General features: G+C 70.3%; 20 protein-coding genes. 10 read left to right on the top strand and 10 right to left on the bottom strand.

The genetic code is table 11. The features are described 5' to 3' along the window. Positions 1–6: 6 nt before the first annotated feature. Positions 7–1,038, top strand: coding sequence for an AI-2E family transporter (locus ACFWYW_RS20560; protein WP_379615176.1), 1,032 nt, complete (start codon positions 7–9; stop codon positions 1,036–1,038). Here ACFWYW_RS20560 and ACFWYW_RS20555 read toward each other — a convergent pair. The 4 genes from ACFWYW_RS20555 to ACFWYW_RS20540 are packed head-to-tail and all read right to left on the bottom strand — an operon-like array spanning position 1,022 to position 3,906. Then, on the bottom strand, positions 1,022–1,444 hold the full coding sequence (locus ACFWYW_RS20555; RefSeq protein WP_379615174.1) for an ester cyclase: 423 nt from the start codon (positions 1,442–1,444) through the stop codon (positions 1,022–1,024). The genes ACFWYW_RS20560 and ACFWYW_RS20555 overlap by 17 nt on opposite strands. Before the next feature lie 47 nt (positions 1,445–1,491). Then, positions 1,492–1,968: a GNAT family N-acetyltransferase gene (locus ACFWYW_RS20550; protein ID WP_379615172.1), complete on the bottom strand. Its 477-nt coding sequence runs from the start codon at positions 1,966–1,968 to the stop codon at positions 1,492–1,494. Further along, entirely contained in the window at positions 1,965–2,609 is a 645-nt protein-coding gene (locus tag ACFWYW_RS20545; RefSeq protein ID WP_379615170.1) for an HAD family hydrolase, read from the bottom strand. Before ACFWYW_RS20545 ends, ACFWYW_RS20550 begins: the two co-directional genes overlap by 4 nt. A gap of 4 nt (positions 2,610–2,613) precedes the next feature. Next, the gene (locus tag ACFWYW_RS20540; RefSeq protein ID WP_379615168.1) at positions 2,614–3,906 is read right to left on the bottom strand and encodes an alpha/beta hydrolase family protein; all 1,293 of its coding nucleotides are present in this window, start codon (positions 3,904–3,906) and stop codon (positions 2,614–2,616) included. Between the two features lie 122 nt (positions 3,907–4,028). On the opposite strand from ACFWYW_RS20540, the gene ACFWYW_RS20535 reads away from it, so the two are divergent. Further along, positions 4,029–5,138 (top strand): sensor histidine kinase, encoded by a 1,110-nt coding sequence (locus ACFWYW_RS20535; RefSeq protein WP_379615449.1) that lies wholly within the window; start codon positions 4,029–4,031, stop codon positions 5,136–5,138. Next, a complete protein-coding gene (locus ACFWYW_RS20530; RefSeq protein WP_379615166.1) occupies positions 5,135–5,803 on the top strand; it encodes a response regulator in 669 nt (222 codons plus the stop codon). Before ACFWYW_RS20535 ends, ACFWYW_RS20530 begins: the two co-directional genes overlap by 4 nt. On the opposite strand, the gene ACFWYW_RS20525 is transcribed toward ACFWYW_RS20530, so the two are convergent. Beyond that, on the bottom strand, positions 5,789–6,193 hold the full coding sequence (locus ACFWYW_RS20525) for a DUF2000 family protein (protein ID WP_379615164.1): 405 nt from the start codon (positions 6,191–6,193) through the stop codon (positions 5,789–5,791). The two genes, ACFWYW_RS20530 and ACFWYW_RS20525, sit on opposite strands and share 15 nt — an antisense overlap. Before the next feature lie 35 nt (positions 6,194–6,228). On the opposite strand from ACFWYW_RS20525, the gene ACFWYW_RS20520 reads away from it, so the two are divergent. The 3 genes from ACFWYW_RS20520 to ACFWYW_RS20510 all read left to right on the top strand — a co-directional run bounded on the left by ACFWYW_RS20520 (position 6,229) and on the right by ACFWYW_RS20510 (position 12,199). Beyond that, positions 6,229–7,065, top strand: coding sequence for an AraC family transcriptional regulator (locus ACFWYW_RS20520; RefSeq protein ID WP_379615162.1), 837 nt, complete (start codon positions 6,229–6,231; stop codon positions 7,063–7,065). A 193-nt stretch (positions 7,066–7,258) separates the two neighbouring features. Then, a complete protein-coding gene (locus ACFWYW_RS20515; protein WP_379615160.1) occupies positions 7,259–8,632 on the top strand; it encodes a carbohydrate-binding protein in 1,374 nt (457 codons plus the stop codon). Positions 8,633–8,902: 270 nt separating this feature from the next. Beyond that, positions 8,903–12,199, top strand: a complete 3,297-nt coding sequence (locus ACFWYW_RS20510) for a S8 family serine peptidase (protein ID WP_379615158.1) — start codon at positions 8,903–8,905, stop codon at positions 12,197–12,199. A gap of 7 nt (positions 12,200–12,206) precedes the next feature. Here ACFWYW_RS20510 and ACFWYW_RS20505 read toward each other — a convergent pair whose 3' ends face one another. Further along, positions 12,207–12,440 carry a hypothetical protein gene (locus ACFWYW_RS20505; RefSeq protein ID WP_379615156.1) on the bottom strand — a complete coding sequence of 78 codons (234 nt, stop codon included), beginning with the start codon at positions 12,438–12,440 and terminating at the stop codon, positions 12,207–12,209. A gap of 83 nt (positions 12,441–12,523) precedes the next feature. On the opposite strand from ACFWYW_RS20505, the gene ACFWYW_RS20500 reads away from it, so the two are divergent. From ACFWYW_RS20500 to ACFWYW_RS20490, 3 genes are all read left to right on the top strand, one after another. Continuing rightward, positions 12,524–12,910: an SgcJ/EcaC family oxidoreductase gene (locus ACFWYW_RS20500; RefSeq protein ID WP_379615154.1), complete on the top strand. Its 387-nt coding sequence runs from the start codon at positions 12,524–12,526 to the stop codon at positions 12,908–12,910. Between the two features lie 234 nt (positions 12,911–13,144). Further along, positions 13,145–14,038, top strand: coding sequence for a helix-turn-helix domain-containing protein (locus ACFWYW_RS20495; RefSeq protein WP_379615447.1), 894 nt, complete (start codon positions 13,145–13,147; stop codon positions 14,036–14,038). A 33-nt stretch (positions 14,039–14,071) separates the two neighbouring features. Further along, positions 14,072–14,275 (top strand): DUF397 domain-containing protein, encoded by a 204-nt coding sequence (locus ACFWYW_RS20490; protein ID WP_379615152.1) that lies wholly within the window; start codon positions 14,072–14,074, stop codon positions 14,273–14,275. Positions 14,276–14,323: 48 nt separating this feature from the next. Here the strand turns inward: ACFWYW_RS20490 and ACFWYW_RS20485 are convergent, their stop codons facing one another. Further along, positions 14,324–15,001, bottom strand: coding sequence for a hypothetical protein (locus ACFWYW_RS20485; RefSeq protein ID WP_379641030.1), 678 nt, complete (start codon positions 14,999–15,001; stop codon positions 14,324–14,326). 221 nt (positions 15,002–15,222) lie between these two features. On the opposite strand from ACFWYW_RS20485, the gene ACFWYW_RS20480 reads away from it, so the two are divergent. After that, on the top strand, positions 15,223–15,423 hold the full coding sequence (locus tag ACFWYW_RS20480) for a DUF397 domain-containing protein (protein WP_379615148.1): 201 nt from the start codon (positions 15,223–15,225) through the stop codon (positions 15,421–15,423). Positions 15,424–15,427: 4 nt separating this feature from the next. Here ACFWYW_RS20480 and ACFWYW_RS20475 read toward each other — a convergent pair whose 3' ends face one another. The 3 genes from ACFWYW_RS20475 to ACFWYW_RS20465 are packed head-to-tail and all read right to left on the bottom strand — an operon-like array spanning position 15,428 to position 20,446. Continuing rightward, positions 15,428–16,075 carry an HAD family hydrolase gene (locus ACFWYW_RS20475; RefSeq protein ID WP_379615146.1) on the bottom strand — a complete coding sequence of 216 codons (648 nt, stop codon included), beginning with the start codon at positions 16,073–16,075 and terminating at the stop codon, positions 15,428–15,430. 2 nt (positions 16,076–16,077) lie between these two features. Continuing rightward, positions 16,078–17,211 carry an acyl-CoA dehydrogenase family protein gene (locus ACFWYW_RS20470; protein WP_379615144.1) on the bottom strand — a complete coding sequence of 378 codons (1,134 nt, stop codon included), beginning with the start codon at positions 17,209–17,211 and terminating at the stop codon, positions 16,078–16,080. Between the two features lie 16 nt (positions 17,212–17,227). Then, the gene (locus tag ACFWYW_RS20465; protein ID WP_379615142.1) at positions 17,228–20,446 is read right to left on the bottom strand and encodes an indolepyruvate ferredoxin oxidoreductase family protein; all 3,219 of its coding nucleotides are present in this window, start codon (positions 20,444–20,446) and stop codon (positions 17,228–17,230) included. Positions 20,447–20,476 lie beyond the last annotated feature (30 nt).

Genomic DNA, 20,476 nt, shown 5'->3' with positions numbered 1-20,476 from the left:
GCGGCCATGCAACTGTCCCGTGGCCTGCGCCTGCTGATCGGCACCGCCGCCGCCGTCGTCGCGCTCGCCGGGATCAAGCACATGAGTCAGATCATCGGGCCCGCCTTCCTCGCGCTCACGCTGACCATCGCGGTCAGCCCGCTGCGCAGATGGCTGGCGCGCAAGGGCGCGCCCGGCTGGGTCACCGTGTTCGTGCCGCTGGCCACGGTCATCGTCGTCATGGGCGCCCTGGCGCTCTCCCTGGTGGTGGCGCTCGCCCAGCTCGCCGCGCTGGTTCCCACCTACGCCGCCAAGTACCAGGAGCTGCTGACGTCGCTCACTGCCGCGCTCGGGCGGCTCGGGATCACCTCGGAGCAGGCCAAGGCGATCTTCAGCGGGCTGGACATGGGCCAGCTCGTCAGAGCCGCGCAGGGCATCCTGACCGGGCTGCTCGGCGTGATGTCGGCAGTGGTGCTGATCGTGCTGCTGTTGTTCGGGATGAGCCTGGACGCGAGGTTCATGCACGGGGCGATCCAACGGCTGTCGCCGTCGCCGCTGGTCTCGGCGCTGGCCGGGTTCGCCAAGGGCACCTGCAACTACCTGGTCGTCTCGACGTTGTTCGGGCTGATCGTGGCCGTGCTCGACACGGTGGCGCTGGCGATCCTCGGGGTTCCGCTGCCGTTGCTGTGGGGACTTCTGGCCTTCATCACCAACTACATCCCCAACGTCGGCTTCATCATCGGGCTGGTGCCACCGGCGCTCCTGGCGCTGCTGGCGTCGGGCCCGTCCACCATGCTGTGGGTCATCGCCGTCTACTGCGTGCTCAACTTCGTGATCCAGTCGGTCATCCAGCCCAGGTACGCCGGAGCCTCGGCCGGGCTGTCGACCACGCTGACCATGCTGTCGCTGCTGGTGTGGGCCTACGTGCTGGGCGCGCTGGGCGCGATCCTGGCCGTGCCGCTCAGCGCGTTCGTCCGGGCCGTGCTGCTCGACGCCGATCCGGCGACCCGGTGGGCCACGCCCCTGGTCGCCGGGCGGGAGATCACTCCCCGTCCATGAGGCCGAGCTGCTCCAGCAGGTCGGCCGGGTCCCAGTACTGGCGGAAGTCGGCGATCTTGCCGTCCGTCAGCTCGGCGAAGATCGCGCCGCGCAGCTCCAGGCGGCGACCGGTGGGCTCGATCTCCAGGTCGTCGTCGAGCTTGAGCGGGCCGGTGTGCAGGGCGGTCATCGTCCACTCCGCCACCACCGGGCCGCCGGGGAACTCGACCGGCACCGCCCGCACCTGGATCTCCGACAGGGCGTCGCTCCTGCCGACGGCCTCGGCGATGAGGTCCTCGATCGAGGCGATGTCCTCGCCCGCGCTCCAGCCGATCACGTTGGGCGAGTAGAACCTCCGGATCGCCGAGGCGTCGCCGGTGGCCGACGCGTTGAGCGCGCCGAGCAGGATGTTCGTAGCTTGTGCCATAAGTGGGTTCTTATCCGGAAACGGGGCAAGGACCGCTCAAGTCCGGGTCATGGCATGACGTAATGGTGCATCACGGCCGGTTGGCCGGCGTTGTTCAGCCAGGTGGCCCGGGTGGTGGCGACGCGCCGCCAGCCGGTGCGCTCGTACAGGGCGATCGCGGCCACGCCCTCGTCGGAGACCTCCAGCGCCAGCGGGCCGTCCGCCTGCTCGCGTACGGTCGCCATCAGCTTCTCCGCCAGCCCCCTGCCCCGCCCGCCGGGCGTCACGAAGAGCCTGGCGACGGTCAGCGCCCGTGCGCTGCCGACGACCTCGGCCACGACGGGGTCCAGGTCATCGGGCACCAGGCCCACGTGGCCGACGACCGCTCCGGGGTCCACGGCGATCCACGCCCGGACCATGGACGGCGGAGCCAGCCAGCCCCGCGGATCCGCCGGCCACGAGACCGGGTAGCCGTCGGCTTTCTGGACCTCGGCCAGCGCCTCGACACACGCGTCCAGGTCCGCCTCAAGCCTGGGCCTGATCATCGGGTCACGGCGGCGGGCGTGAGGGCGTCCAGGTTCGGGAGCACCTTCCAGGCCAGCGCCAGCGCGTCGGCGGCGGGCGGGTAGACCGGGTGCGGGATGGCGAGCACCCGCATGCCGGCGGCGTGCGCCGAGCGCAGGCCGTTGCTGGAGTCCTCCACGGCCACGCACCGCTCGGGCGCCACGCCCAGGTCGCGGGCGGCGGCCAGGTAGCCGTCGGGAGCGGGCTTGCCGCGCTCGACCTCCTCGGTGGAGACGGTCGCCGCGAAGTGCGCGCCGAGCCCGGTCTCCGCCAGCACCGTGTCGATCAGCGCTCGCGGTGAGGAACTGGCCAGGCCCAGCGGCACGGCCGCGGCCATCCGCGCCACCGCCTCGACGGCGCCGGGCAGCAGGGGGACGCCCTTGTCGTGGTAGCGGGCCTTCATGTGCTCGATCACGCCGCGGGCGATCTCGTCGGGCGGGAGTCGTACGCCGAGTTCGTGCAGGTAGGCAGCCCATTCGCCGGTGCTCATGCCCATCAGCCTGGACTGGGTGTCGGGTTGCCAGGCGCCGCCGTGCTCGGCGACGAAGGCGCGCCGTACCTCCTCCCAGACGGGTTCGGAGTCGACGAGCACGCCATCAAGGTCGAATACACAGGCTTCCACCACATCAGGGTACGAGCAGGCCCCAGTAGACCCCCCACGGGATGAAGACGAGGCCGGCGGCGGCGGTCAGCCGTACCCGGAAGGAGGAGGCGCGCCACTGCGTGAGGCAGGTGAGCGCGGCGACCGCGGCCACGGCGGCGAGCAACTGGGCGGCGAGCCAGGTCAGGGGGCGGCCCATGAGCAGCGGACCGGCCTGCACGCCGCGCGAGGTCGACGACAGCAACAGCGAGATGAGCGTGTACGCGAACGCCACCAGCGACAGCGACCCGGCGATGGCGACCAGGCGGGCGGACCAGCTGCCGGGACCCAGCCGCCGGACGGTATAGGCGAGGAAGGCGAGCGACATCAGGGCCATGGTGCCAAGCTGCGGTTGCCACGACTCCCACCAGGCCGAGGGCGGTGTGTCGACGCTGCGCGGCTGGGCGGGCAGCGGCTCGGTGACGGCCGCAGGGACCCTGCCCGCGGCGACCTCGCGCACCCAGGAGCCCACGGCGTCGGCGTAGCCGGGGGTGAGCGCGCCCGAGCTCTGGTGCAGGGAGTGGCCGGCCCCGGCGAAGAACCTGACGTTGAGCCCGGCGGGGATGTTCGCCTGGAAACGTTGCGCGCTCTCGGCGGGCGGCACCTGGTTGTCGGCGGTACCCCACAGCGCAAGCACGGGTTGCTTGATCCGGCGCAGCTCGGGGGCCGGGTCGTGATAGGCCGAGGCGAACAGCCCGGCGTCTGCGGCCAGGCGGTGGAAGGTCCGGGCGTACGCGCTGCGCAGCGAGCCCTGGATTCCGGCGCGGTCGAGCTTGTTGGCCGCGTTCCACGACTGGGTGCGCAGCGGGCTGAGCCCGGGGCCGCCCACGGTGACCAGGAAGTCCACGGACGTGCTCCGGTTGGCGGCGATCGGTGCGACCCAGCCGCCCTCGCTGATGCCCCACAGCCCGGCCCGGCCGACCGAGGGGTGCTTCTTCAGCACCGCGAACGCGGCGAGGGCGTCGCCGGCCAGCTCGTGGTAGTCGCGGCGGGTCGAGCTGTAGCCCGCGTCGCGCTTGTCCGGCGCCAGGACCACCAGGCCCTGGCGGGCGAAGGCGTCCGCCTCCGCCTCCAGGTCCCGCCAGCCGTTGCCGCCGCCGGAGCCGTGCACGAGCACCAGCCCCGGCAGCTTGCCCGTGGTTGCGGCGGGCTCGAAGACGCGGCCGCCGAGCTTCTGGCCGTCCCGCGTGGTGAAGGTGATGTCGGTGGTCTTCACCTCCGCCGGCGCGGCCGGGGTGTGCAGGGACAGGGCCAGCAGGGCCGTGGCGACGAGTTTCATGAAGTCCAAGTCTTGAAAAATCGGGCTTGGGGGGCATCGCCGGTGCGGGCGATCTCGGTACTCGGTCGCGCGGGGGATTTCGGTGCCCGTCCGCAAGGGGATACTGAGGCCTTGTGTCCGAAATGTTCCGTAGCTGGGAGCGGCGGGGCGCCGCCTGGCTACGCGGGCTGCCGCCCCTCGTCGTCGACTTCGCCATCGCCCTGCTGGTGCTGATCGGGCAGAGCGTGCCCTTCTTCTACGCCACGCGAAAGCTCGGCCCGGAGCCGTGGAGCATGGTCGAGTACTGGCCGGTCCTGCTCGGGGTGGTGCCGCTGCTGGTACGCCGCCGGTACCCGCTGACCGTGCTGACCCTGTGCGTCGCCTCCGCGGCCATCTACTCGCTGCGCGACCCCGACCTGCCGCCCCAGCCCATCTGGTACGGCTGGCTGGTCGCGCTCTACACCGTCGCCGCGCTCTCACCCCGCTGGAAACGTTCGCTGGCGATCCTGCTCAGCATCGCGCCGGCCATCGGCGTCTCGCCGGTGACCTTCATCCGCGGCGTGCTCACCGCGCTGGGCGCCTACGCGCTGGGCCGGGCCACGGTGCACTACCGCGAGCGCGCGGCGCTGCTGGAGGAGCGTGCCGTCGAACGGGAGCGGGCCAGGATCGCCCGCGACATGCACGACATCCTGGCCCACGGGATCAGCATCATGATCGTGCAGGCGGAGGCGGGACCGCTGGCCGTACGGGCCGCTCCCGAACGCGCGGAGAAGGCCTTCGAGGCGATCGGCGCGGCCGGACGCGACGCGCAGGCGCAGTTGCGGCGGATGCTCAACCTCCTGAAGGAGGAGGAGGGTCCGCGCGCCCCGCAGCCCACGCTCGCCGGCCTGGCCGGCCTGGTCGCGCGGGTCTCGGAAGCCGGCCCCACGGTACGGCTGGCCGTCACGGGCACCCCGTCCCCGCTCCCGGCCGACGCCGAGGTGGCCGTCTACCGGATCGTGCAGGAGGCGCTGACGAACATGGTCAAACACGCGCAGGCCACCATCGGCGTGGTCCGGCTCGACTGGAAGGACGACGAGCTGCTGATCACGGTCGCCGACGACGGCCGCGGCCCGGCGCCGGGGACGGGCGGCGGCCACGGGCTGATGGGCATGCGCGAGCGGGCCGCCGCGTACGGCGGCGCGGTGGCCGTGACACCGGATATTTCGGGATTTGAGGTTGTAGTGAGCTTGCCGATCGGAGACCAGCAGTGACCATCACCGTCGTCGTCGCGGACGACCAGGAGCTCGTCAGGAGCGGGTTCGCGCTCATCGTGGACTCCCAGCCCGACATGTCCGTGGTGGCGGAGGCGGCCAACGGGCGCGAGGCCGTCGAGGCCGTCCGCGCGCACGCCCCCGACGTGGCCCTCCTCGACATCCGCATGCCCGAGCTCGACGGCATCGAGGCCGCCAGGATCATCTGCGCGCAGACGCCGGCGAAGGTCATCATGCTCACCACCTTCGACCAGGACGACTACGTCTACGACGCCCTCCAGGCGGGCGCGAGCGGCTTCCTGCTGAAGGACGTGCGCAGGGACGACCTGGTCCACGCCGTACGCGTGGCCGCCGGCGGCGAGGCCCTGCTCGCGCCCGCCGTCACCCGCCGCCTCATCGACGACATGGTCCGGCGCAACGCCCGCCCCGGCCCGCCGCCGCGCTCGCTCGACCCGCTCACCGACCGCGAACGCGAGACGCTCACCCTGCTCGGTCGCGGCCTGTCCAACGCCGAGATCGCCGCCACGCTCGTGGTCAGCGAGCACACCGTGAAGACGCACGTCAGCAACGTGCTGAGCAAGCTCGGCCTGCGCGACCGGGTCCAGGCCGTCATCGCCGCCTACGAGAGCGGCCTGCTGCGCCCCGGCACGTCAGGGGTGCAGTGACAGGCCCTTGAGCAGCTTGTCCACCAGGTTGCGCGGGCCGTAGACGGCCAGCCCGACCAGCGCCAGGTCGTCGGCCGCGACGGCGCGGACCGCCGCCCGGTTGTCCGCGTCGTGCCCGGTCTTGAACATCTCCTCGATGAACACGGCCGTCCCCACACCCTTGGCCACAGCCTTCTCCCTGACCGGCCCCAGGTCGTCGGCGGCGTAGACGAGCACCGGCTGGCGGAACAGGGCCAGATAGCCGTTGCCCGACGCGTCGGCGTAGGGCTCGCCGATCGTCTCCGGGTACGCGCCCGCGACCGCCCCGGCCAGGAACGCGGTCACGTTGAGCTTCTGCCAGGTGGCCAGGCCGGAGCGGACCACGATGGCTATCTTTGTATCGAAACGCATGCTCGTGAGCATGGCCCCGCCGTACCGGAGACGTCTTGAAGGCTCGTGCGCAGGACTGGTCGAGCTACTGGCGCGCGCCCGATCGCCCGCTGGAGGCGATGCACGCGCACTTCGTCGAGCACGTCTACCACCGCCACAGCCACGACAGCTACTCCTTCGGCGTCACCGAGGACGGCGCGCAGTCCTTCAGCTGCCGCGGCGCCGCCCACACCAGCGCCGCCGGCATGATCATGGCCTTCAACCCCGACGAGCCCCACGACGGGCACTCCACCACGGAACTGGGCTTCACCTATCGCATGGTGCACATCGGGCCGAGCCTGGTCGAAGGAGCCCTCGCCGACCTCGCGGGGGACCGCGCGGGCCTGCCGCTGTTCGCGGCGCCGGTGGTCGCCGACCCTGTGCTCGCGGGCGGGCTGCGGCGCCTGCACACCGCGCTGCTCGACGACCGCGCGAGCGCCCTGCGCCGCGACGAGCTGCTCGCCGTCACCCTCGCCTCCCTGGTACGGCGGGCCGCCACCACCGCCCCCCGCCTCATCGCCGCGGGAGCCGACGACCGGGTCGCCACGCTCGTCCGCGACCGCCTGCACGAGGCGTTCCTCGACGACCTGACCGCCGACGACCTGGCCGGGGCGGCCGGCCGCAGCCGGTTCGCCGTCTACCGCGCCTTCCACGCCAAGTACGGCATGCCGCCCAGCGACTACCAGCGCCAGTTGCGCCTGCGCGAGGCCCGCCGCCTGATCGCCGGCGGCCTGCCCATCAGCGATGCCGCGATCGCGGCCGGCTTCTCCGACCAGAGCCACCTGACCAGGTGGTTCACCCGTGTCTACGGGCTGACCCCGGGCGCGTACCAGCTGTCAAGCACTCTGGCATAACGTGATGCTGGGACCAGATGTTATGGTCCGGCCACCGCCGTTCACCGGATCTTCAATCATGAGCTTCACCTGCGGAAACGCTCATTCTCCCGTGCTGCCATAACGCGCTGTTCCTAACAGGTTGATATGCCCGGAAAGGCGACTTTCCCCTTTACGTTGACGGCGCGCCCCCCAATTCGAGGAGAGAAACCCCATGCTCCGCAGGCACGTCGTGGGGATGAGCGTCGCGCTCGCCCTCACCCTGGCAGTCGTCCCGGTGGTGGCCTTCGCCGCCTCGGCCGGCGAACCCCCCAACCCCTATGCGCAGGCGCGCGAACAGGCCGCCGTCGTCGCCAACCCCGACCCCAAGGTCGTCGCCGCCCTCCAGCGCGACCTCGGCCTGACCGCTGACCAGGCGCTGGCCCGGCTGGTCAACGAAGCCGCCGCCGCCCAGGTCGAAGCGGACTACTCCGCCCGGCTGGGCACGAACTTCGGCGGCCTCTGGGTGACCGGGCCGACCGCCGAACTGGTCCTGGCCACCACCCAGTCCGCCGGCTTCTCGGAGATCACCGAACTGGGTGCCAAACCGGTGCTGGTGTCCCACTCGGTCAACGATCTGAAGGCCGTGACCGCCCGCTTCGACAAGCTGGCCCGCCGCATGCCCGCCGGCGTGCACGTCTGGTACGCCGACATCACCGCCAACAAGGTCGTCCTCCAGGCCAAGGACCTTGTCGCCGCGCAGAAGTTCGTCGACTCGAGCGGCGTCAACACCGCGCTGGTCCAACTGCAGAAGTCGGAAGAGCAGCCCAGGCCGTTCTACGACGTACGCGGCGGCGACGCCTACTACATCGGCAGCAGCAGCCGCTGCTCGGTGGGCTTCGCCGTGAACCGGCCGGGCAGCCAGGGTGGCTTCGTCACCGCCGGCCACTGCGGCAACACCGGCGCCACCACGACCGGCTTCAACCGCGTCGCGCAGGGCACCTTCCGCGGTTCCTCCTTCCCGGGCAACGACTACGCCTGGGTCGAGGTCAACAGCCAGTGGACGCCCACCAACCTGGTCAACGGCTACAGCCAGGGCAACATCACCATCACCGGATCGACGCAGGCCGCGGTCGGCGCCTCGATCTGCCGCTCCGGCTCGACCACCCAGTACCACTGCGGGACGATCGGCGCGCACAACACCAGCGTCACCTACCCGCAGGGCACGATCACCGGCGTCACCCGCACCTCGGTCTGCGCCGAGCCCGGCGACTCCGGCGGCTCCTTCTTCTCCGGCAACCAGGCGCAGGGCGTCACCTCCGGTGGCTCCGGCAACTGCTCCAGCGGCGGAACGACCTTCCACCAGCCGGTGAACGAGATCCTGCAGACGTACGGGCTCACGCTGCCCGGCGGCACCGGAACTCCGACCTCCACCCCGACCTCGACCCCCACCGGGACGCCTCCCGGCGGGACGTGGGCACCGTGGACCGCGTACTCGGCGGGCGCGACCGTCACCTATGACGGCGCCTCCTACCGCTGTCTGCAGTCCCACACCTCCCAGCCTGGCTGGACACCGCCGGTCGTCCCTGCCCTCTGGCAGCGGATCTAGTCCGGTAGGCGAGCGCCCCCGGAGCGGCGGCTCCTGGGGGCGCTCGATCATTGTTTGGCCAGGGTGACAGTTGCCATGCTCACCCCGTCAGGGCTGGCAACTTCCCCATCTAGGCCATATCCCACCTGCGAATTAGGCTCCGCATTTGGCATGTCACCCGCGGGGCGGGGCGTCGAGGTGACACACCTCCCGGCGGGTACTCACGCAGCCCTTCAGGGAGGTTTCTCAGTGCCGAGCAATCCCCGTTTATCCGTCGCCGGACGCTTAGCCGTGGGCACCGCTGCCCTCGCACTCGTCCTGACCGCGGCGCCGCCCGCCATCGCGGGCCCGACACCCACACCGGTGGACAAGTGGCGCGTCACGCCGCTCACCGGCGGCCAGCTCGTCGACGGCGACAAATCCGCCACCGGCAAGCTCGCCAAGAACGACGCCGCGCTGCTCAGCGCCACCAGCGCCGGTGAAGTGAACGTGATGGTCAAGCTCGACTACGACGCGCTCGCGGCGTACCGAGGCGGGCTCAAGGGCCTGCCCGGCACCAGCCCGTCGGTCACCGGCAAGTCGCTCGACGTGCGCGGCACCGACGCCAAGAAGTACGAGACGCACATCACGAAGATCGAGAACGACTTCCTCGCCGCCCTCGCCAAGACCGTCCCCGCCGCCAAGGCAGGACAAAAGCTACGGGTCGTGTACGGCGGCATCGCCCTGCGCCTGCCCGCCAACCAGGCCAAGAACCTGGTCAAGCTGCCCGGCGTCGCCGCAGTCCAGTCCGACGCGCCCGAGCGGCTGCTCACCGACTCCAGCCCCGCCTTCATCGGCGCCCCCGCCATCTACAACAAGCTCGGCGGCGCGCCCAGCTCCGGCAAGGGCGTCAACGTCGGCATCCTCGACTCCGGCGCCTGGCCGGAGCACCCGTCCTTCGCCGACCCCGGCACCCTGCCGGCGCCCGGCCCCACCAAGGACGGCACGCCGCGCATCTGCGACTTCGGCGACAACCCGCTCACGCCGGCTCCCGACGTCTTCGCCTGCAACAACAAGCTGATCGGCGGCGGGCCGTTCCTGGACACCTACAACGCCGTCATCGGCGGCGAGGTGTACGGGGACTCCGCGCGTGACTCCAACGGCCACGGCACCCACACCGCCACCACCTCCGCGGGCGGCCCCGTCGCCGACGCCAACCCGCTCGGCATCAGCCGCGGCCCCATCCACGGCATCGCGCCCGCCGCTCAGGTGTCGGTCTACAAGGTCTGCGGCGCCGAGGGCTGCTTCCCCTCCGACTCCGCGCAGGCCGTCGGCCGGGCCATCCTCGACGGCGTCCGGGTGATCAACTTCTCGATCTCCGGTGGCACCGACCCCTACAGCGACCCGGTCGAGCTGGCCTTCCTCGACGCGTACGCCGCCGGCGTGCTGGTGTCGGCCTCGGCCGGCAACGACGGACCCGGCGCCGCCACCGTCAACCACGTCAGCCCGTGGGTGACCACCGTCGCCGCCTCCACGCAGACCCGGACGTTCCGCTCCACGGTCTCGCTCAAGGGCACCGGCACCAACACCGCCACGGTCTCCGGGTCCACGGTCACCGCGGGTGTCGCCACTCCGGCGCAGGTGGTGCTCGCTTCGGCGCCGCCGTACTCGAACGCGCTGTGCACCACTCCGGCCCCGGCCGGACTGTTCACCGGGAAGATCGTCGCGTGTGAGCGCGGGCCGAACCGCGTGCTCAAGGGCTTCAACGTCAAGCAGGGCGGCGCCGCCGGCATGCTGCTCTACAACTCGACACCGCTCGACATCATGACCGACAACCACTGGCTGCCGACCGTCCACCTGGACAAGCCCGACGGTGACGCGCTGCTGGCGTTCCTCGCGGCCAACCCCGGCACCACCGCCACGTTCGCGCAGGGCACGAAGACCACGTGGCAGGGCGACGCCATCACCACGTTCTCCTCGCGCGGCCCCGGCGGCGACTTCCTCAAGCCCGACGTCACCGCGCCCGGCCTGCACATCCTCGCCGGAACGACGCCGACGCCGGAGAGCCCGCTCGAAGGCCCGCCCGGCAACCTGTACCAGAGCATCGCCGGCACCTCGATGTCCTCGCCGCACGTGGCCGGCTCCGCCGCGCTCGTCTTCGCCCTCAACCCCGGCTGGACGCCCGGCCAGGTCAAGTCGGCGCTGGAGAGCACCGCGACCACCAAGGTCACCAAGCAGGACCGGACCACCCCGGCCGACCCGTTCGACTTCGGCGGCGGGCGCATCGACCTCACCAAGGCCGGCGACCCCGGCCTGACCATGGACGAGAGCGCCGCCAACTTCGTGGCCGCCGAGACCGACACCCTCAACCGCATCGACCTCAACCTGCCGTCGGTGAACGCGCCCACCATGCCCGGTGTCATCACCGCCAAGCGCACGCTCACCAACGTCACCAACAAGACGCTCACCTTCACCGCCGGCGGCACGACCGTGAACGGCGCGCACATCGCCGTCCTGCCGCCGCTCGTGGTGGTCAAGCCGGGCAAGAGTGCCAAGATCGAAATCGTGATCGCCGCGCCCGAGCTGCCCGACGGCCAGTACTTCGGCCAGGTCAACCTCAAGCAGGTCGGCGGCTCGCGCAACCTGCACCTGCCGGTCGCGTTCTTCCGCAAGGAAGGCGCCGTCCCGATCGACCAGAGCTGCGCCCCGGCCGCCATCCCGCGCAACACCGGCGAGTCGGTCTGCACGGTCTCCGTCCAGAACAACACCCTGCAGGACGCCGAGGTCACCGCGCTCAGCACGCTCGACGGCAAGCTGCGGCTCAACTCGGTCACCGGCGCCACCAAGGTCGGCAGCCAGATCGCCACCACCAAGCAGACCCTGGCCGCCCGTCAGCCCGACCGGCCCGGCATCGCCCCCGGCACCAGCCCGGCGGGCTACCTGCCGTTGTCCGACTTCGGCATCACGCCCGTCCCCATCGGTGACGAGCAGGCGCTCAACTTCACCGTCCCGCCGTACGTCTACGCGGGCAAGACGTACAACCGCATCGGCATCGTGTCCAACGGCTACAGCGTGGCCGGTGGCACGAGCGGCAGCGAGGACATCTCCTTCACGCCGCAGACCCTGCCCGATCCGGCCCGTCCGAACAACGTCCTGGCACCGTACTGGACCGACCTCGACGGCACCGGCGCCCCGGGCATCTACGCCGCGACCCTCACCGACGGCGTCAGCACGTGGCTCGTGCTCGAATGGCGGGTCAACCTCTTCGGCACCACGGCGCAGAAGGTCTTCCAGCAGTGGATCGGCGTCAACGGCACCGAGGACATCAGCTTCACCTTCGACCCGGCCAACCTGCCCGGTGACCCGCCGGCCGGCTTCGGCCTGACGGTCGGCGCGGAGAACGACGAGGGTACGGCCGGCGGCCAGATCACCGGCCCGCCCACCACCGACCTCCGCGTCACCAGCACGCCCGGCGCGCCCGGCGGAACCCTCACCTACACCATGAAGGTGAAGGGTGTGGTCAAGGGAGTCGGCTCGGTCACCACGGCCACCTCGACCCCCCAGGTGAAGGGCATCACCGTGGAGGTGGACAAGATAACCGTCCAGTAATCCTTGGCTAGGAGGGGCCCGGCCGTGTGCCGGGCCCCTCATCCATGTGCCGAGGCTTCTCCTTGCGGACCCACACCACCCCCGGCACCGCGCTCACGACCACCTCGGGCCCGTCGGCCACCACGACCACCTGGCCGGGCCGAAGCTCCCTGAGCACCCTCAACCCGGCGACCTCCGCGACGACCGCCCGGAACTCCGCCGGAGAGCAGTCGATCCCCACGACGTACGCGACCTTGGCCATCTCCTCACGCTACTTGCGGAGCGCTCCGCTCCGCTTTAGAGTTCTTATCGGAGCGAATCGCTCCGATAAGAAGGGATGTTGACATGGAAGACGCGATCCGTCAGCTGGTGGCCGACGCCTCCCGCCACCAGAACGACCCCGAGCCGTTCCTGGCCCTGCACGCCGACGACACGAGCCTCGTGAACTTCGGCGGACGCCGCGTGGTGGGCAAGGACGCCGTCGAGCAGGCCATGAAGGCCGCGTTGGCGACACCGCTGGCCAAGGTGGTGACAAGTGTGGAGGTGGCCGACATCCGGTTCGTACGTCCTGACGTGGCGATCGTCGGCGTTCTCAAGCGGGTCTCCGACGAGCGCGACGGCGACGACGACCCGCTGCACGCGACCGAGGGCTGGCTGACCTACGTGCTCGTGGAGAACGACGGGAGGTGGCAGATCGCCTCCGCCCAGACCACCCCGATCCTCAAGCCTTAGTCTCACGGTCGTTCCGCATGTTGAGCAGGATGAAGGTGGCCGGCGGCACCGCGGTGACGACGGCCAGGGCGAACACCCCGCACCGCTCGACTCGCCCGTTGACCACTTGTGCGTTACTCTGAGAATCTCTCCGCGAGGAGCTCCGCGAAAGTTGCGGTCGTCGTGGTCCTCGGGAAGGTGATGGGGAAGCCTCTCGCTGGGACTGAATAGTCCGATCGAGGAACAGGCGGCTTGGTGACCCGGGTCAGCAGCATTGCGCGACATCGTCTGCTCGCCACAGAGTTGCGGCGGCTGCGGGTCGAGGCCGGCTTGTCCGGTCCGAGTGTGGCCAAGGCACTCATGTGGTCGGCCGCCAAGTTCTCGCGGATCGAGTCGGCGCTCGTCAGGCCGTCGCGAGCGGACATGTTGGTGCTGCTGGACCACTATGGCGTGACGGAGCCCGCGCGCGCCGAGCTGCTTCTGCTCGCGAATCAGGCCACACAACGAAACTGGTGGGACGCCCACGCGAAGGCTCTGCCGAGCGCCTACCTCGAATACATCGGTCTCGAGTTCGAGGCCGTGAGCGTGGTCAACTGGGAAAGCTCGGTACTGCCCGGCCTGCTTCAGATCGACGAGCTGGTGGGCGCCATCAACAGCGCGGGCGAGGACTTCTTCGCGGTGCCGCCGGGCGCGGTGAGACTGCGCAACCAGGTGCGGCTGACCCGGCAGAAGCTGCTGACCGACCCCGATCCGCTGGCCTTCACCGCGGTCATCGACGAGGTCGTCCTGCACCGGACCGTGAGCATGCTCATGGACGTGGGGGGTCCTCAGCTTGTCCGAAAGCAGTTCGCGCACCTGATCGAGCTGGCGGAACTCGAGAACGTGACCATTCACGTGATCGATCTCTGGAAGGCGTACCCGCTCGTCGCGACCTCGTCGCTGATCCGGCTGTCGTTCGCGCCGGTGTCCGCCGGGCTCGTCCACCCCGACGTCGCCTACGTCGAGTCGGTCACCGGCGGGTCATTGGCTTTCGGGGAAGAAGAGGTCTACCAGTTCGATCGTCTACTGAAATATCTCACCAAGAAATCGCTCAATCCCCAGGAATCGATTCGCTTGATCCATCGCATCGCCGATGCTGTCGAGGGTTAGGTCCACGGATTGACCGTTCAACCGGAGGTAGTCATGGAATCGCTTGGTCAGGTGCCGCCGCGCTGGTTCAAGAGCAGCTACAGCGCTACCAACGGCGCATGTGTCGAGGTGGCGGCGCTGCCTGGTCAGCGGGTGGGTGTCCGTGACACCAAGAACCGGTCGGGGGGAACGCTCGTGCTGTCGTCGGATCAGTGGATCGCGTTGGTCAGCGCCATCAAGTCAGGCGATCTGGAGTGAGCATCTTCCGGTGTGCGTCCTTCCGGGGGAGGGCGCACACCGGTCACGTCACCCCCGGATCTCCAAGAGCACCAGATGGCTCCATCGCCCGTAGGTGCTGATGGCGACGCCCGTGGCGAAGCAGGCCACTTTGATCTCGTCGTGGTAACTCTCGAACAGGGCCTGGCTCATCCCCGACCGGCACCAGACGACCATCGCCACTCCCCTCCCGCTGTGCGCGGTCCGGATGACCAGGGGAAGCCTGCCGCCGGGTGAGCGCAGCGAGGTCCTCAGGCAGAGCCCCTGGAACCGGTGCCGGACCATGAGCGCACGGAGGCCGCCCGCGACGCGCCGCCGCACGTACGGCACAGCGACGCACACGGCCATCGCGGACGCGGACCACCACCAGGCGACCTGCCCGAGCACCGCCGCCCCCACCGCCACCGAGCCGAGCTCGATGCGCCACCGCCAGATCCGGCCCAGCGTCGCGGGCCAATCCCTGCTCACCGGGATGCGGGGATGATTGCGGGGGTGGCCGTCACCCGGTCCGAAAGAATGACGCGCCGGCTCACCTATGCTGAGGGCCGGCCTCTCGGCGGGAACCTGATCGAAACGAGGGTCCCGGTAGATCCTCTTGTGCCACTTCGCCACGCGGACCTGGAGTCCGGCAGACTGGGCGGAGTCGTCGACCGCCTGCCAGAGCAGGCGCTCCCATAAGGCCTGCAGCCGCTGACGGAACCTTTTCATAGAAACATCCCTGGGTTGGAACTGCCGTGGCCGGCCGGGTCCGGCTCCTTTCTCCCCGTCCTCCTTCCTCTGCTGAGATACTCTGAGAATCCCTCTGCGAGGCGATCTCTGCAATTTTCTTCGCAACTACATATGGCATGTTCCAGGGAAGATGTTTGGGACTTTTCAGTGACAACCAGGGAGAAAGCCTGGTTGTGCCGTTGAAACGACAGGAGACAGCAGTGAGCTCAGGGGAACATCTTGCGAACTGGCGCAGGAGCAGTTACAGCGCGGCGAACGGGGCCTGCGTGGAGGTGGCGGGACTGCCCGGTCGGCAGGTGGGCGTCCGCGACTCCAAGAATCCGGCCGGAGATGTGCTGGTCTTCCCGGCGGTCGAGTGGGGCAGGTTCGTGAGCTCCATCCAGGCCCAATCGGGCCGGTAAGCCGCTACGCCAGGGACAAGATCCTGAATGCGTCGGTCACGTCGCCGACCACGTGATCCGCTCCGTGGCCGGCGTCGGGCCGGTTGCCGTGGTCCACCCAGATGGTCCGGAGTCCCGCTCCGCGGCCGCCCCCGATGTCGGCGACGAGGTTGTCGCCCACCATCCACCCGCCGTCGGCCGGCGACGCACCGCATCGATCCGCGGCGATCTCGAACAACCGCCTGTCCGGCTTGCGGATGTTCTCGGCTCCGGACACGGCGTAACCATCCACCGCGTCGGCCAGGCCGGTCCGGCGGATCTTTCCGAGCTGATTGTCGGCCATGCCGTTGGTGACGATGCCGAGCTTCCAGCCGGACTCGCGCAACGCCGCGAGACCGTTGAGCACCTCCGGCCGGCAGGTGACGAGGTACGGCATCCGCCGCCGGTAGCCGGTCCACAACGTCTCGACCGGCTCGGCCAGGCCGAACCGGTCCCGCACGAGACCGAAGAAGACGTCACGGCGCGGCCGACTCTCCCGGTCGAGCCCGACCAGCACCTCGACGCCGTCCGCGCCGAGTCCCCGCGTTCCGGCGAACTCCTCGGCCCAGGCCCGGAAGGCCAGGTCACGATCGATGAGGGTGTTGTCCAGGTCGAAGAGTGCAAGTCGCTGCATGTTCAGAGATTGCGGGAGATGACCAGGCGCTGGATCTGGTTGGTGCCTTCGAAGATCTGCATGATCTTGGCTTCTCGCATGTAGCGTTCGACCGGGAAATCGCGCGTGTAACCGTAGCCGCCGAACACCTGTACGGCGTCCGTGGTCACCTTCATGGCGGCGTCCGTTGCCACCAGTTTGGCCACTGATGCCTGCCGGCTGTACGGGAGGTCGGCGTCGCGGCGGCGGGCGGCGTCGAGGTAGGTGGCGCGGGCGGCGTCCACCGCGGCGGCCATGTCGGCCAGGACGAAGGCGAGCCCCTGGTGGTCGATGATTTTGCGGCCGAAGGTGGTGCGTTCCTTCGCGTACGCCACCGCCGCGTCCAATGCCGCCTGGGCGAGGCCCGTGGCGCAGGCGGCGATGCCGAGCCTGCCCGAGTCCAGGGCGCTGAAGGCGATCTGCAGGCCCTGGCCTTCGGTGCCGAGGAGGCGGTCGGGCTCCAGGATGGCGCCGTCCCAGTGGGCCGTGGTGGTGGGGATGGCGTGCAGGCCCATCTTCTCCTCGGGACGGCCGAAGGTGAGGCCGTCCACGGCGCCGGGGGCCAGGAAGCAGGAGATGCCCCGGTTGCCCTCGCCGGTCCGGGCGAACAGGGCGTAGAAGTCGGCGATGCCGCCGTGGGTGATCCAGGCTTTGGTGCCGGTGATGCGGTAGCCGTTCTCCACCTTCTCGGCTTTGCAGGTCAGGGCTCCGGCGTCGGATCCGGCCTGGGGCTCGGACAGGCTGTAGCCGCCGATCTGGCGTCCGGCCAGCATGTCGGGCAGCCATCGGTCGATCTGTTCCGGCGTGCCGTACTGCTTCAGGGGGAAGCAGGCGAGCGTGTGGACGCTGACGGCGACCGCCACGGCGGCCCAGCGGGCCGCCAGCTCCTCCAGAACCTGCAGATAGACCTCGTACGGCTGGCCGCCACCACCCAGCTCCTCGGGGTAAGCCAGGCCCAGCAGCCCGACTTCGCCCAGTTTCGCGAACAGGCCGGTGGGATAGGTCTCGGCCCGTTCGTGTTCCTCCACGCGGGTGGCGAGTTCCTTGTCGGCCAGCGTGCGCGTGAGGTCGAGCAGGTCGTGCGCGTCCTGGTTGGGCAGGAGGCGGGATACGGCCACGTGTCTGTCTCCGATCTCAGAGTCCGGCCAGGGCCTTGCGGGCGCGCTCGCGGAATTCCGCGACCCGGGCGAGCTTGATGTCCTCGTATCCGCGGATCATGTCAGGCAGCGCGGCGATCTCGGCGACCGCCTCTGCGCTCGTACCCGCTGAGAGGGCGTCACGCACCAGGGTGCGGTATTCGTGGATGAGCTCGCGCTCGACTCGGCGCACGTGAGCGTAGCCGAAGGGGTCGAGGGCGGTGCCGCGCAGGAAGCGCGCGGCCCGCAGCGTGCGGAACACCGGCTTCGCGGTACGGCGCAGCTTGATCTTCCGCTTCATGCCCAGTGCGCGCAGGATCGGCGGGTGGAGCATGACCGCGACCTTGTCCTCGGGGGCGAACTCGGTCTCGAGGTGGAGCCGGGCGACCTCGTACTCGTCCTTGTAGGCCATGAGCTTGTACAGGCCCTTGGCGTAGGCGATGGCGACGCCTTCGTCGTCGGCGAGTTCGGCGATCTGGTGGACGTCGTCGGAGTAGGTGCGGGCGTAGTCGGCGTTCTGGTAGCCGGTGAGGTCGTCGGTCCTGATCGCGAGGATCTCGGCGAACGACTGCGTCTTCTCCTCGCTCGGCCGCTGGAGCGCGGCGGCCCGGCCGTGGGCGAAGGCGGCGAGGTTCTTCTCGACGGCGGCGCCGTTCAGGCGGATCGCGCCCTCGATGGCCGTGGCGCTGATCGGCAGGCAGCCGTGCTGGTACGCGGCCCCGACGAGCAGCATGTTCGCCGGCATGTGGTCGCCGAACAGTTCCTCGGCCAGCGCCTGCGCGTCCAGGTAGAGGTTGTCGTCGGAGCGGGTGGCGGAGCCGATGCGGTCGACCGCGGCCTGCGCGCCGGGCACCACGGCCCGGCCGGTGACCATCTCGGCGGTCGGCACCACCGCCGTGTTGATCACCGCGACGGTGTGGTCCTTGGCGAGCACGCCCAGGTTGCCTTCCGCCGCGGCGCCGAGCACGTCGAAGCCGATCAGGACGTCCGCCCTGGTGGCCTTGACCGCGCCGGTGATCGGCTCCGGCGAGACGCGTACGTCGCTGATGACCGGGCCGCCCTTCTGCGCCAGCCCGGTCTGTTCGAGACCGGCGGCGTGCAGGCCGTCGAGGTGCGCGGCCATCTGGAGGATCTGCGAGACGGTCACGACGCCGGTGCCGCCGATGCCGGGCATGCGCAGCGTGACCGCGCCGGTGAAGCGGGGCGTGGGCTCGGGCAGGCCGGCGGGCGGCGGCGGGAGCGGCTTGCTCTTGCGCGGACCCGGCTCGACCAGCAGGAACGACGGGCAGTCGCCCTTCAGGCAGGTGAGGTCGGAGTTACACGAAGGCTGGTGAATGCGGGTCTTGCGCCCGAACTCGGTCTCCACCGGCTGAACCGACAGGCACGTAGACTTCTCCCCGCAGTCGCCGCAGCCTTCGCAGACCCGCTCGTTGATGACGACCAGCTCGGCCGGGGTGGGCAGTTTGCCGCGCTTGCGCAGCCGGCGCTCCTCGGCGGCGCACCGGTCGTCGTGGATGAGCACGGTGACGCCGTCCACCTTGGCGAGTTCGCGTTCGGTGTCGGCGAAGTCGTCGCGGTGCCGTACGGTCGCGACCGGGTCGAGCCGCACCCCGCGATAGGAGGAGGGGTCCGCGGTCGTGATCACCACGCGGCGCACGCCCTCGATGGCCAGCCACCGCGTGAGCTCGGGGATGGCGAGCCGGCCCTCGGCGCGCTGGCCGCCGGTCATGGCGACCGCGTCGTTGTAGAGCAGCTTGTACGTCATGGACACCCCGGCGGCCACCGCGGCCCTGATCGCCAGCGAGCCGGAGTGGTGGAAGGTGCCGTCTCCGAGGTTCTGCACGAAATGCCGGTCCTCGGTGAACGGCGCCAGCCCGATCCACTGCGCGCCCTCGCCGCCCATCTGGGTCAGTCCGAGCTGGGTGCCGCGGCCGTCGCCGTCCAGCGCGATCATGGCGTGGCAGCCGATGCCGACGCCGACCAGCGTGCTGTCGTCGGTGCGGGTGGAGAGGTTGTGCGGGCAGCCCGAGCAGAAGTACGGCGTGCGAGCGGCGACCACCGGCAGCATCCGCGACTTCCGGGCGCCCTTACCCGATCCGAGGCCGAGCGCCTTGGCCACGTCGGCCGCGCCGACCGTCCCGCGCAGCGGCAGCAGCCCGCGGACCTTCGGCGCGTGCGCGCTGCCGTACAGCACCGCCTTGAGGTGGTTCTCCAGGAACGGCACCTTGTCCTCGACGATCAGCACCTCCTCCAGGCCGTCGAGCATGCCGAGCAGGTCGTCGCGGTCCAGCGGGTACGGCATGCCGATCCGGACCAGCCGGATGCCCCGCTCCTCCAGGTCCACCCCGGCGTCGGCCAGGGCGCGCTGGGCGGCGGCGAGAGCCGTACCGGAGGCGACGATGCCCAGTTTGGCCTGGCGCGCGCTGAACAGCACGCGGTTGAGGCCGGCGGCGCGCGCGTAGGCGCGGGCGAGGTCGAGGCGGCGGGTGAGCAGGTCGTACTCGGCGTCCAGCGCGGCCGGTCCCACCAGCGTGGGCGGCTTGGTCTCGGCGCGGTCGGGGACGGGCAGCTCGGGGCGGAGCGCGTCCAGGTCGACGGTGGCGGAGGCGTCGGCCACGTCCGCGACGATCTTCAGCCCGACCCAGAGGCCGCTCGCCCGCGACATCGCCACCGCGTGCAGCCCGAACTCGACGATCTCCGCGACCGAGCCGGGCACCAGCAGCGGCATGAACATGCTCTGGCACATCGGCTCGCACGAGCTGGGCACCGTCGAGGACTTGCAGCCCGGGTCGTCGCCGATCCACGCGACCGCGCCGCCCTTGGCGGCGGTGCCGGCGATGTTGGCGTGCCGGATGGCGTCGGCGGCGCGGTCGAGGCCGGGGTTCTTGCCGTACCAGAACCCGGTGATGCCGTCGTGCTTGCGCCCGGGCGCCAGGCCGAGGAGTTGGGTGCCGGCGACGGCCGTGGCCGCGAGCTCTTCGTTGAGCCCTGGCCTGAAGACGACGCCGGCAGGATCGAGGTACCTGGAGGCGCGGGCCATCTCCAGGTCGACACCGCCCAAGGGCGAGCCCTGGTAGCCGGAGACGAAGACGCGCGTGTCGAGCCCGCGCTCCTCGTCGATGCGACGCTGTTCCAGCGTGAGCCGTACCAGAGCCTGAATGCCCGAGAGCAGCACGCGCCCGTCGAGAGCCGTGTACTTGTCTTCCAACGCCACCATGCGCCAAGTGGAGCAATCCCGGCGGTCCTT

The sequence above is a fragment of the Nonomuraea sp. NPDC059023 genome (assembly GCF_042740095.1).
Classification (GTDB): Bacteria; Actinomycetota; Actinomycetes; order Streptosporangiales; family Streptosporangiaceae; genus Nonomuraea.
Note: the sequence above shows the minus strand (reverse complement) of the source record. Positions and strands in the feature narration are given on the sequence as shown.